The sequence below is a fragment of the Bacillus sp. ME78 genome (assembly GCF_903970865.1).
In the GTDB taxonomy this organism is placed as follows: Bacteria; Bacillota; Bacilli; order Bacillales; family Bacillaceae_G; genus Bacillus_A; species Bacillus_A cereus.
The window spans coordinates 219,159-234,422 of sequence record NZ_CAJCKK010000003.1 but is presented as its reverse complement, the minus strand read 5'-3'; the positions used below and the strand labels follow the sequence as shown (position 1 = coordinate 234,422).

Genomic DNA, 15,264 nt, shown 5'->3' with positions numbered 1-15,264 from the left:
ATTAACCTCTCCAATCTTGGACGATATTTCCGTCACGAATTACAATTTGACGTGCTGCAGCTTCCCCGATTTCACGATCATGGGTAATCATAATAATTGTTGAGCCTTGTTTATTTAATTCGTAAAAGAGGTCCATAATTTGTGTGCTTGTTTTCGTATCAAGTGCTCCCGTCGGTTCATCGGCTAAAATGAATTTTGGGTTATTTACGATTGCACGTGCAACAGCGACACGCTGCTTTTGCCCACCGGACAATTCGTTCGGTAAGTGAGTAGCGCGATCAGCTAAGCCTACTTTTGTTAAAGCAGCTAACGAGCGCTCACGTCTTTCTTTTTTATCGACTCCAGCGTAAATAAGAGGTAGCTCTATATTTTGAAGTGCTGTAAGTCTAGGTAATAACATGAAGTTTTGGAATACGAATCCGATTTCTTTATTACGTACGTGTGCAAGTTCTGTTTCAGACATGTTTGAAATGTTTTGACCAGCTAGTTCGTACGTACCTGTCGTCGGTTTATCTAAGCAACCGATAATGTTCATTAATGTTGATTTACCAGAACCAGAAGGTCCCATAATCGAAGTGAATTCTCCTTGGTTCAGTGTTACATCAATTCCGTGTAATATTTGAACGGACTCTGCACCATTTTGGAAGGATTTCGTGATGCCTTTTAAGTTAATCACTGGGCGACAACCTCCATACCATCTTTTAAGTCTTTTTCAGGCTTAGAGATAATTTCCTCTCCTTTTTTCACTCCAGAAACTTTTGCTTCGCTATCAGTCTCGAATTCAACAGTAACTGCTTGTTCTTTCGCTTTACCGTCTTTTACAACGAAGACAACATTTTTGTCACCTTTTTTCACGATACTGCTTTTCGGAATAATTGTACCAGTTGCTTCGCCAGATTTACTTGTTACGTAAACGTGGAAGCCGTTTTGTAGTTCGTCACTATTATCTAATGTGACAGTGAATTGGTAATTAGAAACAGTTTTATTTTCATCCATGCTCTTTAATGGTGTAGAACCGATTTCTGTTACTTTTCCTGCCCAAGTCTTACCAGCGACAGTTTTTGATGAAACAGTTACTTCTTGCCCAACTTTCATACTAGCAAGCTCATATTCAGAAAGTTGACCTTTTACTTTAAATTGACCAGCGTGACGAAGAGTAACTCCGCTCATACCTGTTTTTTCGTCAGCAGTTTTCACGATATCATCAATTACGCCATCAGCAGGACTTGTTACAGAAAGAGTGTTTACTTTCTCTTTTGCTGTTTTAATCATTTCATCAGCTTTTTCAACTTCAAACTTTTTCATTTCAAGTTGTGATTCTAATTGCCCAACTTCAGCTTCTGATGCTTTTAATGCTTCAGCAGGAAGGCCTGAATTTTTATCTTTTTGTAATTTTTGTTTCGCCGCATCAATTTGTTTTTGGAACAACGTTACTTCTTTTTGTGCGATTTTCTTTTGCATTTCTGCTTCTGTTACCCCTTGTTTAGCAGTCGGGTCATTGTATTTAAATAGAAGCTGACCTTTTTTCACTTCATCGCCTTTTTTTACAGCTAATTCATATGTTCCTTTTGTTGGATCGAATGAAATAGTTTCAATTCCATTTGGAATAACTTCGCCACCAAATTTTTGCGCGTTTTGGATTTGTTTTTCGGTTACTTTATATCCGCTATATGCCATTGCTACATCTGAACCGCCCCCAGCAAATGCAAAGTATGATCCAGCTGCAATTCCGATTGCTACTACACTAGTAATTAACACTTTATTTTTCTTTTTCATCTATTTATCACCTTTTCGTTCGTTTTAGTATCTACATTAAGTATAGAAGAGGTGAAGAATCTGACAAATCGTTTTAGCTTACAATAACCTTACAGTTTTGTAAGGTATGAATATGTAAATGTAAGGTAGAGGTTGTCCTAGTGTAAGCAAATGAATTGACTCGTCGTTTCTTTCTTACAATAATATTGTATGGAGGAAAGGAGGAAGGAAGATGGAAGCTTATTTTAGCGCACACCCATTAAAACCATTTATTCCATACTCAAGGCAACATGCCCTTATATTATTTATTATGTTGGTGGGGATATTTTTTCTGTATCAATACCAAGATGTATTACGTCAAAGTGAGTGGAATATAACGGTTCGATATGCAATTGCATTTTTATTTATAGGTAGTGAAATTGGGCTTCATATGTGGGAGTGGAAAGCGGGGATTTTTGAGCTAGCTACTTCATTACCGTTTGAATTATGTACGATTAGTTTATTATTAGCGTCGATTATGATCGTAACGAAAAGTTACCGCATATATGAGATTGTATTTTTCACGGGAATTATTGGTGCATCACAAGCTATTTTAACGCCAAACTTGCAGTATGCTTTTCCGCATTTTCGTTTCATTGAATATTTTATCGCGCATATATTGCTCATTTGGGCACCACTCTTTATGACTTGGGTGGAAGGATATCGTCCGACAGTACAATCTATTAAACGCACAATGATATTTTTAAACATATTGATTCCAATTGTTTCGTTTGTAAATTACAAAACAGGTGGTAATTATATGTTTTTAGCTCATAAGCCAGAAACAGCTTCATTACTTGATATGTTAGGGCCGCATCCTTACTATATTATTTCATTAGAAATAGCTGCGCTTATTGGATGTTTGGTTTTGTATATGCCGTTTGCGAAAAGAGAAAGGCATGCGCATAAGGAATCACTAGGATCATAGCCTAGTGATTTTTTGTTCTTAAAATATTTACAATTCAGAAAATTAAGAATAAAATTAAGGGGTAAATTATAGAGAGAGAAGGGCGAAAATGGTCAAAAAGGTATTTTTGAATGGAATGGAAGTGACGATTCAATTTCTTATTTCGATTTTGGGGATTATTATTTTAGGGGCTTTGCCGAAATTATTTTATGGATTTAAGGTGGATGTATCAAAGTACATACAGAGTTTAAAAGAAGTGTTTGTGAACTTAATGGATATTTCCAATTTGCAATATGTGAGAGGTAAATTTTTATTTCCACAGTTGTTCGTCCATTATAAAGAAACGATTATTATTTTTTTGGCTGCTTTTTTCATTTCATTATTTGTAGCATTTTGTATCGTTTATGTAATTATGAGTAGTTCACCGCGTATACAACATCGAATTAAATCATTTCTTATCTTCCTAGAATCCATTCCAGATATTCTTCTTATTTTAGTATCACAAATTTTAGTTGTATGGTTTTTTAAACAAACAGGTTTTTTACCTTTTCAAATTGCTTCAATTGGAGGCGAGTCGATTAGAGGATTGCCGATACTTTGTTTGAGCATCCCAACTACGATTATGTTTGTAAAAATGGTAGTGCTTCGTTTTGAAAATGAATTAGAAAAAGATTATGTACTATTTGCTAAGGCGAAAGGTTTGGGGCGTTTTCATATTTTAAATCGTCATATTTTACGAAATGTGTTGCTTAGTACACTTTTCTTTGCGAAAACGAATATCTTTTTTATGTTATCTAATTTATATATTATAGAATGGATTTTTAATACGGGTGGTATTTTCATGTTTTTAAAATCGTACGAAGGTATTAGGGTGGAGGTTTTCATCGTTAGTGTACTGCTTATTTATATTCCGATTTTTATTTTATTTAAATTGTTTCATTATCTCATTCCGGCTGCGATGAAGGAGAGATTATAATATGTGGACGTATATAAAACGTGATAAAAGATTTTGGATAAGCATTGGGTTTCTTCTCATATTAGTTCTTTTGAGCATCGGAAATACGTTATGGAATGATGGACACATTAGGCAAGTTACATTGCAATATGATGCGGATGAAAATCCACAAGTGCCACCGTTTTCACCTTCATTCCAATTTTTACTCGGGACAGATCGGAAAGGATACGACCTTTTACATTTAGTTATTGAAGGCGCGAAGTGGACGATTGGTATATCTATTTTAATTGCGGCACTTAGAATGGTAATAGGTGTGTTCTTTGGTGTTGTACTTGGAACATATGTAAGAAGAGGTTTTTCAAAGATTGAGGCTTTTTTTGATAGTTTCACAGTTATTCCAACAGTTATGATTGCGTATTTTTTTCTTCAATTTGCAAATCTATTTGGAAGCGGGGAGGAAACAACAAGCTTTTTTGAAAGGGCTTCGTTTCAAGTTGTATTACTTGTAATGCTTGTGATGCCAGTTATTGCACTGTATGTCGCGAAGGAAGTTCGTAAATTACAAACGGAAGAATTTGTTGATGCTGCGCGCATATTAGGCGGATCGAGGAGACGTATTGTTATAAAACATCTTTTTCCGCATCTCTATATGACTTTTATACTCGTATTTCTTCAACAGTTTACGCAGACTCTTACTATTTTACTGCACTTAGGATTACTAGAAATATTCTTTGGTGGAACGGTTAATTTTTTAGGGCCGATAGAAGAAATAGAATCTTATACACATGAATGGTCAGGTTTAATTGGAGTCTATTTTAGATCATTAACAGTGCATCCATGGATTCCTCTCGTCCCAATTACATTTTTCGGGCTTACTATTTTTTCAGGAAATATGATTGTGAAAAGTATAGAAGAGGCGATGTTGAAAGTAAGATTAGGAGGAGAGATAAAGAAGGACGTTGTAGAAGAGGAACAATCTGTTGTGCAGTCGAAAGAAGAGTTATTTACTTTTAAGCATACGATGTGAAAATAAAAAGAAGCAAGCATGTATTTCATGCTTGCTTCTTTTCTTTATTTTGTAGAAACTTCGCCTTCAGCTTCTGTTTGCGGAATAAAGTATCCGATTATACCACCAATTATTGCTGGAACGATCCAGCCGATTCCTAAGTTATAAAAAGGGATCGTGTGTACGATATTAGCGATAAAACTTGGTATCATTCCCACATTATCAAGTGCGTGAATACAGCTAATAATGAATGCTGCGATCATTGCTCCGATGTAGACAGAAGGTTTACGTTTCGTATATTTATCGATAAATGATACGAAAATTAAAATGATTGTAATTGGGTACAAAATAATTAATACAGGTAGTGTGATTTTAATTAATAAGCTTAATCCTAAGTTTGAAATAACGAAACTAAAGATACAAACGTATAGTACGAGCTTTTTGTAAGAAACATTTGTTAATACTGTTGCGAAATAGTTGGCGAATGCACTTACAACACCAATTGCTGTTGTTAAACAAGCGAAGATAATGGCGATACTTAATAAAACATTACCGCTTGTCCCAAAGAATTGGTACATAACAGTTGCTAATAGTTGACCACCGTTCTCGAATTGTCCCAAGTTTCCGTTTGAAGCTCCGATATAACCGAGTAAGAAGTAAACAATTGTTAAGAATAGAGCAGCAATGCTTCCGCAAATGATTGTATATTTTGCGATAGATTTCTTCTCTTGTATACCGTTTTGACGAATTGCATTTACAACAATTGTTGATAGTACGAGAGCGCCAATTGCATCTAACGTTAAAAATCCTTCAAGAAATCCTTTGAAAAACGGGATGTCTTTATAGTCACCGATAGGCTCTGCAAACGTTCCTGGTGAAAGAATCGCTTTTGTTGCCATAATTGCAATAATTACAAGTAAAATTGGTGTTAATATTTTACCGATATGATCTACTAGCTTGGATGGATTTAATGATAAGAAGTAAACGACTGTAAAGAAAATCGCACTAAAAACTAACATAGAATACCATTGATCTGGGAAAAGTGGTGCAATCCCGATTTCATAAGATACAGATCCAGTTCGTGGAATGACAAATAGTGGGCCGATTGAAAGATAAATAATGATAGCGAATACTGCTGCGAATTTTGGATGAACACGGCTCGCTAAAGTGTTAAAACTACCACCAGCAAGGGCAACAGCAACGATAGCAAGTAAAGATAAACCGACGTCTGTAATAATAAACCCTGTAATGGAAACCCACATATTTTCTCCGGAAGAAAGACCAAGAAGGGGTGGGAAAATCATATTACCAGCACCGAAGAAAACTGCGAATAGTAATAAACTAATCGAAAGTATTTGCGCTGGTTTCAAAGTTGTACGCATATAAAGAAAATCCTCCTAATGAGTATTTTTGTCGAAAATTCAAATAATTTGTCGAGTAACTGTTATTATTTTAAAGGTCTGATGACTAGAAAGCAATAGGGAATTTTGAAAAAATTAAAAAATAATGCATTAAATCGAATAAATATACTATTTGTATGTTTAATAGGAAGGATTTAACTTTTAACGTAAAAAAAACACATATCGCTAGGATACGTGTATTAAAAATATATTTTTCTATCGCGTTCTTCTTTTAAAATTTCAACCGCTTCTCGGAAACGTTGTGAATGGACAATTTCTCGTTCGCGTAAAAAGCGTAAGCTGTCATTTATGTCGGGATCGTCAGATTGGTTGATAAGCCATTGATATGTGGCACGCGCTTTTTCTTCAGCCGCAATATCTTCGTATAGGTCGGCAATTGGATCACCTTTAGCTTGTATATAGGTTGCAGTAAATGGAACACCAGCTGCGTTATGGTAATGAAGTGCGCTGTCATGATCGACGTAATGAGGGTCTAGACCAGCTGCCTTCATCTGTTCAGGAGTCGCATCTTTTGTCAGCTTATAAACCATCGTAGCAATCATTTCAAGATGTGCAAATTCTTCTGTACCAATATCGGTAAGGAGGCCAATGACTTTATCGGGAATTGTATAGCGCTGATTTAAGTAACGTAGTGCAGCGGCTAATTCTCCATCTGCACCACCGTATTGCTCAATTAATAATTTTGCAAGTGCTGGATTACAAGTTCCTACTTTAACAGGGTATTGTAATTTTTTTTCATAAATCCACATAGTTTCTCTCCTTTATATTTGCCATGGCCAAGGACCTTTACTCCATTCCCAAGGGGCATTAGAATAGCTATTTCCATACTGTTGAAGCGGTCCATATTTTTCTTCCATTTGTTGTTTTAATACTCTTCGTTTATAGGAAAAGTCATTAAATTGATTAATAGCTGCTGTATCGTCTGGGTGGGTGTCTAAGTAAAGTGTTAGTTCCACTAATACAAAGTCTAATTCTTGGAGATTCTCTAAAAGTCGATAATATTCTTCTGGTAGTGGTTGATTCACGTCAGTAGTCACCGCCCTTTTTTATAAGGATTTTCGTAATAATCATAAAAAACAGGCCATAAAGTTCCTTTTTGTAGTGCTTCTTTCGGTGAGAACTGTGGTAAATTTGGCGGTTGAAAACCTAAATATAAATTAGGAGGGGTAGAGTAATATTTTTTTCCAATAGGAGGACAAGGATCTTGAGGGCTATGATATGGCACATATGATTTCATGTATTTATCCATTAATAAACCTCCTTATATCTTCATCACTACGTATTGTATTCAGACATAATAGGCATTTATGACACATATAAAAAGGTAATAGGTACAGGGGGAATGAATGTGGAGCAATGTATTATATTAGAAGTGAAAAATTTAAAGGAAACTTTGTATTTTTACGAAGGGATTTTAGGAATAAGACCTAGTTTAGAAAGACCTCAATTGGATGTAACAGGGGTTTGGTATGATTCTGATTCAAAGAGAATTAGTTTTGTTATGAATCGCATGTTAGGGGGACGAGAGAAGAGTTTTACGAATTCATGCGCTGGTTTAACATTTTCAATTTCTAACATAGAGAATTTAAAGAAGAGGTTAGTGTTTTATAAAATTGCATATACAGAAAACAAAAGTGAGAAGAGTATTGTAGTACAAGACCCAGATGGATATAAACTTCAAGTGATAGAGAAGGATGAATAAACGGAGGCGATTTAGTGGAGAGGAATTATGAAGAAAGTGCGTTGTTTGAGCATCAATTTTGGCTAAGGGTGCTTACTGATCATTCGCAATTTTTACTTGATGCATTAGCTCCGAAGGAAAAAGAAGATATAAAGAAGGCCACATATTTTCTTGAAACATTTACGAATCTTTTAAATAAAGTTCATAATGTGAATCTCATTGCATTTTCAAAAGAGGCAGAACGAGCCGCAAAGGAAATACGAACGTTTAAATTAAGTATTATACAGAAACAACTTGAGGGAAAAATCACTATTCATTTTACGCCAACTTTCATCAATCATATGGTAAACGAAGTAGAAGAATATATAACGGTGTTAGAATTTTTAAAGAAAGGAGAAGTTCCGCCTGTTTTTCATGAATTACATTATCATCTCGTTTGGTTAACGGATGCGGCTGGTCATGCAGGCTCTATTTCTGGTGGATTAGATCTTGTTGAAAAAAGATTGAAAGAGAAAAGTGAAGAATTTACGAAGCACTTTGAACAATTTTACTTAAAGGCAGTTGAGATGACAGGTTATTTACGGACAGAGCTTCATCATTTTCCTGCATTAAAGAAGTTTACAAAAGATGTTTCACTTGAGTTAAAATTATTTTCGCATTTTCTCCATGAGGTTGAAGAGATGGAGTTATCGAATGAAATATTAAGTGCATTATCTGCTAGAATGGCGGATCATATGGCAAGAGAAGAATGTTATTACTTATTAAAATTAGCACAATCTTCTGGACTTGAGATGCCAAAATGTAATCCGCTTTAAAGAAAAAAGAGGTCAATTTTATTTGGCCTCTTTTTCTGTTTTATTGTCTCTTTTTATTTTTGCTTGTTCAATACTTGCCTGTAATGTCTCCATAATATTGATGATGTTTGGAGCAGGAGAGATGGTTTCGGTTTTTTCCTGTTGTTCAATTTTATTTTCGATTAATTCGGTAAGAGCTTCTTTATATTCATCTGTATATAACTCTTGTTCGAAAGGATTTGTAAGATGGTGGATTAAATTGATAGCTGCTGTGAGTTCTTGTTTTTGAATCGGATAATTTTCAATACTTGGTAAGTTAGGTGTATTTGTTATATCGCGAATTTCATTAGGGTAGTGAATAGTTTGTAATATAAGCCCATCTTCAAAGTTACGGATAATAGCTAAATGTTGTTTTTTTCTAATGGAAATATGGATAAGACCAAGTTTATTCGTACGTTCAAGAGCTTCTTTTAATAATAAATACGATTTTTCATGTCCTGAGGTAGGGCCTATAAAATAAGAACGATCGTAGAGAACAGAATCAATTTCGTTATTTTGGACAAAAGATATAATACGAATAGATCTTGGTTCGTGAGCTTTTTGCAACTCAGCTAATTCTTTTTCATCCATAATAATGTACTTATGAGGTGCGTATTCATAGGCTTTTACAATATCTTTATCATCAATTTCTTCATCCGTACAATCAGGAGCAAATTTTTTATATTTAATAGGTGTTAAGCATTCTTTATGAAGACTTAAAAATTTTATATCGTTTTCTTCTACGGCACTGTATAGTTTGATTCCTATATTTAATAGTCCAAGTGAAAGGGCACCTTTCCATACGGTATGCAAATGAAGCCTCTCCTTTCATTCAAAAATGATTATGTATATTATGAGATAGTAAGAAATTTCCTATACGTTTATTTGTTTTTAGTAAAGAGTAAGCGAGAGAGCTTGAGATATAAAATATATTGACAAGCCCCCAAAAATATTTTAATGTGATTGTATAAAATTGTGTATATAAAGGGGAGTAACTTATTACAGTAAAGTCGTCATTACAGGGAGAAACCCTCGGCTTTATTGGCAACGTTTCGTTGTTAGTGAGACCTTTACCAGCAATGGTAAAGGCCCCTTATTGTCTTTTTTAGGACCCTTACCATGTTTGGTAGGGTCCTTTTTGTATACAAAGAGAGGAGATATAAAAATGAAAAAACTTATTAGTAGATTAAGAGTTGTATTTCATGTTCGCCGATTTGTTCCATTCCTATTTGACTTTTTCACTTCAAAAGAGGTTTCAATAAAGAAGAAAATTTTATCTATTGCGTTTTTAGTTGGTTATGTTGCGATGCCGCTCGATTTAATTCCAGACTTCTTACCGTTTATTGGTATTTTAGATGATATTGGAATTGTGTTATTTATTTTGAACCGAATTGTAAAAATGGCGCCAGTTCAATTACAAGAAAAGCATAACGTAAACGTAGGATAGGAGTTAAAAATATGGAGCAAATTATTTTAGATATAATCGAGTTTTTAAAGCAGTTTTCTTATTTTGGAGTTGTGTTAGCATTAACGTTTGAATTTATTCCAGCAGAAGTAGTTTTGCCCATGGTTGGGTATTGGGTATACGAGGGTGATATGAATTTTTGGCTTGCTGTACTAGCCGGAACGCTCGGCGGAACGACAGGACCGTTAACGTTATATGCACTCGGTTATTACGGCGGTCGTCCTCTATTAATAAAATACGGGAAATACTTCTTCATTAAAGAAGAACAAATTCAAAAAGCAGATGATTTCTTTGAGAAATATGGACCGGTTGTAGCATTTGTTGGACGCTTTGTACCAGGAGTTAGAACGCTTATTTCGGTTCCGTGTGGTATGGCGAAAATGAACATATGGAAATTTAGTATATATACATTTGTAGCAATGTTCCCGTTAACGACTTTGTATGTTTATTTTGGAATGAAATTAGGTCCGCATTGGGAAAAAGCAGCAGATGTTGTTGGGCAATATATGCTACCAATATTAGGAGGCGTTATTCTTATCGTTGCTAGTATCTTTGTCTATAAATATATGAAGAAAAGAAATAAAACGGAATCTATTTAGTCATTTGAATATTTTTTGAAAATAGATGAATAGTACAGGCAAAAGACTCTGAGGGACATACACATATAGGGAATATAAAAGAGAGAGGGGAAACAACTATGTCTTGTGAGTGCTCAGGGTCAGCATTAACTTGTTGTCCAGATAAAAATTATGTGCAAGATAAAGTGTGTAGTCCGTGGTCTGCTACTGTAGTTGCAACAGCAATTGATAATGTTCTCTATACAAATAATATTAACCAAAACGTAATTGGTACTGGTTTTGTTAAATATGATGTTGGACCAGGCCCAATTACTGTAGAGGTACTTGATTCTGCTGGGGGTACAATTGATACACAAACATTAAACCCAGGAACGAGTATTGCTTTTACGTATCGCCGCTTTGATAGTATACAAGTTGTGTTACCTGCAACACCTGCTGGAACGTATCAGGGAGAATTTTGTATTACAACACGTTATCCACTTTCATAGCAGAATAGGAGAGGATCGAAATGGGAATGAGAAGTTCCAGTTTGTCTTGTTGTTCTAATAAAACACTGGTGCAAGACCAAGTATGTACAGACTGGTCTATTACAGGTGCTGGTACTCAAATTGTATATACAAATAATATCACGCAAGAAGTATATGGTTCAGGCTACGTGAAGTATGATGTAGGTGCCAACCCGATTACAGTTGATTTTTTAGTAGGTACAACAGTAGTTGATACAATTACTGTACAACCACAAAGTAGTGGTACTTTCACTGTCCGATATTTTACTACTGTCCGAATTACTACGACAGGAACGACTGTTAATCAAGGCGAGTTTTGTATTACAGTACGTTATCCAATCTCATAAAAAGCATACCGTGAACGGTATGCTTTTTATATTAAGGAAATAATGAAATTGGTATTCTATAAGCAACATGTAAATTCGCAACAGTACTTGCCTTCTAAATATAGTGAAGGATTACTTGTTATATTAATAATACTGACCGACTGTAAGTCTTTTCCTGTGTACGATATTGTATTACCAGGAAACACAGTGAAAATATTGGTTACTGTTCCAACGATTTGAATTGTAATTGCTTCGGTGCTGCTAGTACTATTGTAAACCGAGACAGTACCTGATATAAGTAGTATCCCATCACTTTGCCATAGTATCATTGATTGTGATGCATCTTTGGCAGAGGGGATGGTGTTATTAGTTATGAGGAAATTCCCTGCAAATTCATTTGTTACTCGCTCGCAATTTGGATTTGGAGGAGGGGGCGGTGGACAAGGGTCTGGACAAATAATAGATAAAGGAGCGAAACAGCCGATATTTTTTTTATTCTTCAATACAACCCCTCCTTTTAAGTTGTCTTTTATTACTATTAAATGTAAAAGCATGGCCGATGTGTTAAAAAAAGAAGGAAATATTAAAAATTAAGATTGTCTAATAGGCTTAAACCTTAACTTATCATTAGCGTTATAGAAAAGATTATATGTGAATAGTCATAGGAAAAGAATGATCAGACTCTTTTAGACAAAAGGTGGTTGTATACAATAGTACGAGTAATGTTGGACTTAATTTCTAATTAACTGTATATTTACAAAAATCTAATAAAGTTCATTTGTTATTTAAACGACATTAACATGTATTAGATAAAATAGCCCTTGTAATGAATCAATTATTATGAGGAGGATTCACGTGGACAGAAATGCTTTAAGAAAAGTAAAAGGCCTTATTGGATTATTAATGGTTTTTGTATTAGCGTTCGTATCATTTCCGTGGAGTACATCAGTCAAGGCGGAAGAGAAAAAGCAAGAAAAGGCATCAAGTGAGAAGAAGATAGTTTTTCCAGTTGTAAGTGATGTGCATATTAAAAATAGTGGAACAGATGATACGTTTCGCTGGAAAAGAGCGATCGAACAGTTTAATACATTAGCACCGAAGCAAGATGCATTTGTTATTGTAGGTGATTTCACGGATACAGGATCGGTGCAGCAATATGATCGTTTCATGCAAGTGTACAATGAAAATGCAAATAAAGATGCTGTGCGAATGAATTCTCTTGGTAACCATGATTATTGGAACGGTTTATCTGTAGAAGGTGCGCAGAAGCGTTTCTTAGAAAAAACAGGTATGGAATCAATTTATTATCATAAAGTGGTAAAAGGTTATCACTTCCTTGTTATGTCTCCAGAGAATGGAACAACTCATGGCTATTATTCGGACAAGCAAATTAATTGGTTAAAAGAAGAAATGGCAAAAGCGCAAAAAGATGATCCAGAAAAACCGATTTTTGTATTTTTACATCAACATATTAAAGATACAGTGTACGGTAGTCATGAATGGGGAACACAAGATAGCGCAAAAATTAATGCAGTATTAAAGGAATATCCACAAGTTATTACGTTTTCAGGTCATTCGCATTATCCGTTAGACGATCCAAGATCGATTCATCAAAAAGACTTTACATCAGTTGGTACATCTTCAGTAAGTTATATGGAAGTTGAAGGTGGTAAAGTACAAGGGAATATCCCGCCAGGAGCTAGTACGTTAAGCCAAGGTTTATTAGTAGAAGTAGATGATAAAGAAGTAACGATTAATCGTCGTGATTTCCATACGAATTCTTGGACAGGCGAGCCTTGGAAAATTAAATTACCAGCAAAGAAAGAAACATTTACACATGTAGAAGATCGTGATAAAGAAAAGCCTTACTTTGCTAAGGATGCAAAGCTTGCTGTATCAAATGTAACAGAAAATGCGGCAACAGTAACATTCCCGCAAGCATTGGACAACCTTCTTGTTCACTCTTACCGTGTACAGGCTAGAGATAAGCAAACGGGTGAAATAAAAAATAAATTGTTAGCATTCTCAGAGTTTTATCGTGATCCAGTGCCAAAAGATCTTACGTTTACGCTTGCAGGGTTAGATGGCGGGAAAACATATACACTTGAAGTCGTTGCGATTGATTCATTTGGCAATGAAACCGCGCAGCCGTTAACTGTGGAAATTACTACGAAAAAAGATAATATTGACCCGAATGTGAAAGTACCAAAAGCTGATGTTTTCGATGTAAACTTTGCAGATGGTACATTTAAAGACAATTCACCATTTGGTACAAAAGGTGATGTGAAGGGCAATGTGACTATTGAATATGATAAAGCATTGAAAAAGAATGTTATGAAGTTAAACGGACAATCTAATACATTTGGATACCTTCCATTTTCAGCAGCACAAAAAGAGAAAGTAGCAAATACATTTACGCTAGAAACGGTATTTTCAATGAATCAAATCCGTGGTCAAGGTATTTTGCAAAATACAGAGAGCGGCGGAATTGGATTTGAGTCTACAGGAAGTGGATATGTTGAATTATGGGCTCAAATTGGCGGCAGCTATAAACGTGTTGGAGTTCAATTAGAAGCGAACAAAACGTATCACTTAACAGGAACGTATAACGGAAGTGAAGTGGCAATTTACGTAGATGGTAAAAAAGTAAATAGCCAGCCAGCTACTGGGAAAGTGTATCATCCAAACGTACCATTTGCATTTGGAGCGGATCCTGATAGTAACGGAAATGGTGGTATTCCGTTAAATGGACAAATTGCGCTTGCGAAATTATATAGTAAAGCGTTAAGTTCTTCAGAAGTATTAGCAGCGTACAATGAGTTCTCTAACCGTACGAAGTTAGAGCAAGTAACTGCGTTATTTGAAGAGCTTGGAAAAGTAAAGGAAGTGCTAGCTGGTACGTATGAATTTGGTGATAAACCAGGTCAATATTCAAAGGAAGCATTTCAAGAACTAGAGAAAAGCTATAATAATGCAAAACAAGTGTTTGAAAATGTAGGGAGTACGGGAGAGCAAATCGTTCAAACATATAACGAATTAAAAACAGCTAATGCAACATTTGTACAATCTAAAGTAGTAGAACAACCGAAAACACCGAAAGAAAAATTACAAATCAATATTGAATCTGCAAAAGTAGTAGTGAAAAAAGCGCAAGATGCAAATGTAACGGACGGTTCAGTGAAAGCATTGAGTCAAAAAATTACAGTGGCCGAAGCTGTAGTGAAAGATGTAAAAGTAAAAGATGCACAGGTAGAAACGATGAATCGTACTTTAGAGTATACGATTTCACTTGTTGAAAAAAGCATAAACAAATAAGAGAGAAGAAAAGAAGCTTATCATGATAGGCTTCTTTTTTGTTATACTAAAAGTAGTATAGAATGAAGGAGCGAATAATTTGGAACAGAAAAAGCTAAAAAGAATTCTTGAATATGTATGGATTGCGGTTGTGCTCCTTGTAGGATATTATTTCTTAAAAGAGAAAAGTATTTGGGTTTTATTTTTAATGACTTTCTTATTAGCAGGACTAGGAACGTTATTTATTAACTTTTTCTTTGATAGTTTGAATGCCTGGAAGAATAAAAAGAAGGGAACGAAGTAAAGGAGGGAATATATGCAAAAGTGGAAGCTCATATATCAGGTGATTATTTTCCTATTACTTGTAGGTATTGGAATTGTTAAATACGCAACGCCAATAGGAAATTGGGCATGGTTTACAGCTTGCATTGGCATATTTTTCATTTTACAGTCGTTAACGAAAAAATATAATAGTACAGAAAGATAGCTCGCCGTTTT

Annotated in this window: 21 protein-coding genes; 13 read left to right on the top strand and 8 right to left on the bottom strand. The window is 35.0% G+C overall.

Annotation, left to right across the window (positions count from 1 at the left end):
- Position 1 precedes the first annotated feature (1 nt).
- Complete coding sequence (locus H6481_RS06665) at positions 2-676, bottom strand: ABC transporter ATP-binding protein (RefSeq protein WP_182811263.1); 675 nt, start codon at positions 674-676, stop codon at positions 2-4.
- Positions 673-1,776 (bottom strand): efflux RND transporter periplasmic adaptor subunit, encoded by a 1,104-nt coding sequence (locus H6481_RS06660; protein WP_071731162.1) that lies wholly within the window; start codon positions 1,774-1,776, stop codon positions 673-675. Before H6481_RS06660 ends, H6481_RS06665 begins: the two co-directional genes overlap by 4 nt.
- A gap of 211 nt (positions 1,777-1,987) precedes the next feature.
- Between H6481_RS06660 and H6481_RS06655 the strand changes: the two genes are divergently transcribed.
- The 3 genes from H6481_RS06655 to H6481_RS06645 all read left to right on the top strand — a co-directional run bounded on the left by H6481_RS06655 (position 1,988) and on the right by H6481_RS06645 (position 4,683).
- On the top strand, positions 1,988-2,722 hold the full coding sequence (locus H6481_RS06655; protein WP_000388700.1) for a TIGR02206 family membrane protein: 735 nt from the start codon (positions 1,988-1,990) through the stop codon (positions 2,720-2,722).
- Between the two features lie 88 nt (positions 2,723-2,810).
- The gene (locus H6481_RS06650; RefSeq protein WP_000239687.1) at positions 2,811-3,677 is read left to right on the top strand and encodes an ABC transporter permease subunit; all 867 of its coding nucleotides are present in this window, start codon (positions 2,811-2,813) and stop codon (positions 3,675-3,677) included.
- Between the two features lies 1 nt (position 3,678).
- Complete coding sequence (locus H6481_RS06645; RefSeq protein ID WP_071731164.1) at positions 3,679-4,683, top strand: ABC transporter permease subunit; 1,005 nt, start codon at positions 3,679-3,681, stop codon at positions 4,681-4,683.
- A 44-nt stretch (positions 4,684-4,727) separates the two neighbouring features.
- Here the strand turns inward: H6481_RS06645 and brnQ are convergent, their stop codons facing one another.
- From brnQ to H6481_RS06625, 4 genes are all read right to left on the bottom strand, one after another.
- The gene (gene brnQ, locus H6481_RS06640; RefSeq protein WP_059304120.1) at positions 4,728-6,044 is read right to left on the bottom strand and encodes a branched-chain amino acid transport system II carrier protein; all 1,317 of its coding nucleotides are present in this window, start codon (positions 6,042-6,044) and stop codon (positions 4,728-4,730) included.
- A 218-nt stretch (positions 6,045-6,262) separates the two neighbouring features.
- Positions 6,263-6,832, bottom strand: coding sequence for a spore coat protein CotJC (gene cotJC / locus H6481_RS06635; protein WP_000265278.1), 570 nt, complete (start codon positions 6,830-6,832; stop codon positions 6,263-6,265).
- 12 nt (positions 6,833-6,844) lie between these two features.
- Positions 6,845-7,120, bottom strand: coding sequence for a spore coat protein CotJB (gene cotJB / locus H6481_RS06630; protein WP_002157501.1), 276 nt, complete (start codon positions 7,118-7,120; stop codon positions 6,845-6,847).
- On the bottom strand, positions 7,117-7,332 hold the full coding sequence (locus tag H6481_RS06625) for a spore coat associated protein CotJA (RefSeq protein ID WP_000362188.1): 216 nt from the start codon (positions 7,330-7,332) through the stop codon (positions 7,117-7,119). The genes cotJB and H6481_RS06625 overlap by 4 nt, the downstream gene beginning before the upstream one ends.
- Positions 7,333-7,365: 33 nt before the next feature.
- Here H6481_RS06625 and H6481_RS06620 point away from each other — a divergent pair, with 33 nt between their 5' ends.
- Positions 7,366-7,785 (top strand): VOC family protein, encoded by a 420-nt coding sequence (locus H6481_RS06620; RefSeq protein WP_140155568.1) that lies wholly within the window; start codon positions 7,366-7,368, stop codon positions 7,783-7,785.
- Between the two features lie 14 nt (positions 7,786-7,799).
- Positions 7,800-8,579, top strand: a complete 780-nt coding sequence (locus H6481_RS06615) for a DUF2935 domain-containing protein (RefSeq protein ID WP_000440991.1) — start codon at positions 7,800-7,802, stop codon at positions 8,577-8,579.
- Between the two features lie 18 nt (positions 8,580-8,597).
- On the opposite strand, the gene H6481_RS06610 is transcribed toward H6481_RS06615, so the two are convergent.
- Positions 8,598-9,410 carry a Ku protein gene (locus tag H6481_RS06610; protein WP_071731166.1) on the bottom strand — a complete coding sequence of 271 codons (813 nt, stop codon included), beginning with the start codon at positions 9,408-9,410 and terminating at the stop codon, positions 8,598-8,600.
- Between the two features lie 352 nt (positions 9,411-9,762).
- On the opposite strand from H6481_RS06610, the gene H6481_RS06605 reads away from it, so the two are divergent.
- From H6481_RS06605 to H6481_RS06590, 4 genes are all read left to right on the top strand, one after another.
- Positions 9,763-10,044 carry a DUF1232 domain-containing protein gene (locus tag H6481_RS06605; RefSeq protein WP_000733844.1) on the top strand — a complete coding sequence of 94 codons (282 nt, stop codon included), beginning with the start codon at positions 9,763-9,765 and terminating at the stop codon, positions 10,042-10,044.
- An 11-nt stretch (positions 10,045-10,055) separates the two neighbouring features.
- Positions 10,056-10,661, top strand: a complete 606-nt coding sequence (locus tag H6481_RS06600) for a DedA family protein (RefSeq protein WP_000435017.1) — start codon at positions 10,056-10,058, stop codon at positions 10,659-10,661.
- A 98-nt stretch (positions 10,662-10,759) separates the two neighbouring features.
- Positions 10,760-11,128 (top strand): DUF3992 domain-containing protein, encoded by a 369-nt coding sequence (locus H6481_RS06595; protein WP_001277537.1) that lies wholly within the window; start codon positions 10,760-10,762, stop codon positions 11,126-11,128.
- 20 nt (positions 11,129-11,148) lie between these two features.
- Positions 11,149-11,493, top strand: coding sequence for an S-Ena type endospore appendage (locus tag H6481_RS06590; RefSeq protein ID WP_000525820.1), 345 nt, complete (start codon positions 11,149-11,151; stop codon positions 11,491-11,493).
- A 56-nt stretch (positions 11,494-11,549) separates the two neighbouring features.
- Here the strand turns inward: H6481_RS06590 and H6481_RS06585 are convergent, their stop codons facing one another.
- Positions 11,550-11,930 carry an S-Ena type endospore appendage gene (locus H6481_RS06585; RefSeq protein WP_231690768.1) on the bottom strand — a complete coding sequence of 127 codons (381 nt, stop codon included), beginning with the start codon at positions 11,928-11,930 and terminating at the stop codon, positions 11,550-11,552.
- On the opposite strand from H6481_RS06585, the gene H6481_RS28775 reads away from it, so the two are divergent.
- The 4 genes from H6481_RS28775 to H6481_RS06570 all read left to right on the top strand — a co-directional run bounded on the left by H6481_RS28775 (position 11,818) and on the right by H6481_RS06570 (position 15,253).
- Positions 11,818-12,066: a hypothetical protein gene (locus H6481_RS28775; RefSeq protein ID WP_249275568.1), complete on the top strand. Its 249-nt coding sequence runs from the start codon at positions 11,818-11,820 to the stop codon at positions 12,064-12,066. The two genes, H6481_RS06585 and H6481_RS28775, sit on opposite strands and share 113 nt — an antisense overlap.
- 261 nt (positions 12,067-12,327) lie before the next feature.
- Positions 12,328-14,787: an FN3 and LamG domain-containing metallophosphoesterase family protein gene (locus H6481_RS06580; RefSeq protein ID WP_000375665.1), complete on the top strand. Its 2,460-nt coding sequence runs from the start codon at positions 12,328-12,330 to the stop codon at positions 14,785-14,787.
- Between the two features lie 79 nt (positions 14,788-14,866).
- Complete coding sequence (locus tag H6481_RS06575) at positions 14,867-15,070, top strand: hypothetical protein (RefSeq protein WP_000435797.1); 204 nt, start codon at positions 14,867-14,869, stop codon at positions 15,068-15,070.
- A gap of 12 nt (positions 15,071-15,082) precedes the next feature.
- On the top strand, positions 15,083-15,253 hold the full coding sequence (locus H6481_RS06570) for a hypothetical protein (protein ID WP_001174839.1): 171 nt from the start codon (positions 15,083-15,085) through the stop codon (positions 15,251-15,253).
- The last annotated feature ends 11 nt before the right edge of the window (positions 15,254-15,264 follow it).

Bases quoted from the DNA above. Each gene is read 5' to 3' on its own strand.
- H6481_RS06625 (WP_000362188.1), bottom strand. From the start codon at position 7,332: ATGGATAAATACATGAAATCATATGTGCCATATCATAGCCCTCAAGAT.
- cotJC (WP_000265278.1), bottom strand. From the start codon at position 6,832: ATGTGGATTTATGAAAAAAAATTACAATACCCTGTTAAAGTAGGAACT.
- H6481_RS06660 (WP_071731162.1), bottom strand. From the start codon at position 1,776: ATGAAAAAGAAAAATAAAGTGTTAATTACTAGTGTAGTAGCAATCGGA.
- H6481_RS06655 (WP_000388700.1), top strand. From the start codon at position 1,988: ATGGAAGCTTATTTTAGCGCACACCCATTAAAACCATTTATTCCATAC.
- H6481_RS06600 (WP_000435017.1), top strand. From the start codon at position 10,056: ATGGAGCAAATTATTTTAGATATAATCGAGTTTTTAAAGCAGTTTTCT.
- H6481_RS06595 (WP_001277537.1), top strand. From the start codon at position 10,760: ATGTCTTGTGAGTGCTCAGGGTCAGCATTAACTTGTTGTCCAGATAAA.
- H6481_RS06605 (WP_000733844.1), top strand. From the start codon at position 9,763: ATGAAAAAACTTATTAGTAGATTAAGAGTTGTATTTCATGTTCGCCGA.
- H6481_RS06570 (WP_001174839.1), top strand. From the start codon at position 15,083: ATGCAAAAGTGGAAGCTCATATATCAGGTGATTATTTTCCTATTACTT.
- H6481_RS06645 (WP_071731164.1), top strand. From the start codon at position 3,679: ATGTGGACGTATATAAAACGTGATAAAAGATTTTGGATAAGCATTGGG.
- H6481_RS06590 (WP_000525820.1), top strand. From the start codon at position 11,149: ATGGGAATGAGAAGTTCCAGTTTGTCTTGTTGTTCTAATAAAACACTG.
- H6481_RS06650 (WP_000239687.1), top strand. From the start codon at position 2,811: ATGGTCAAAAAGGTATTTTTGAATGGAATGGAAGTGACGATTCAATTT.
- brnQ (WP_059304120.1), bottom strand. From the start codon at position 6,044: ATGCGTACAACTTTGAAACCAGCGCAAATACTTTCGATTAGTTTATTA.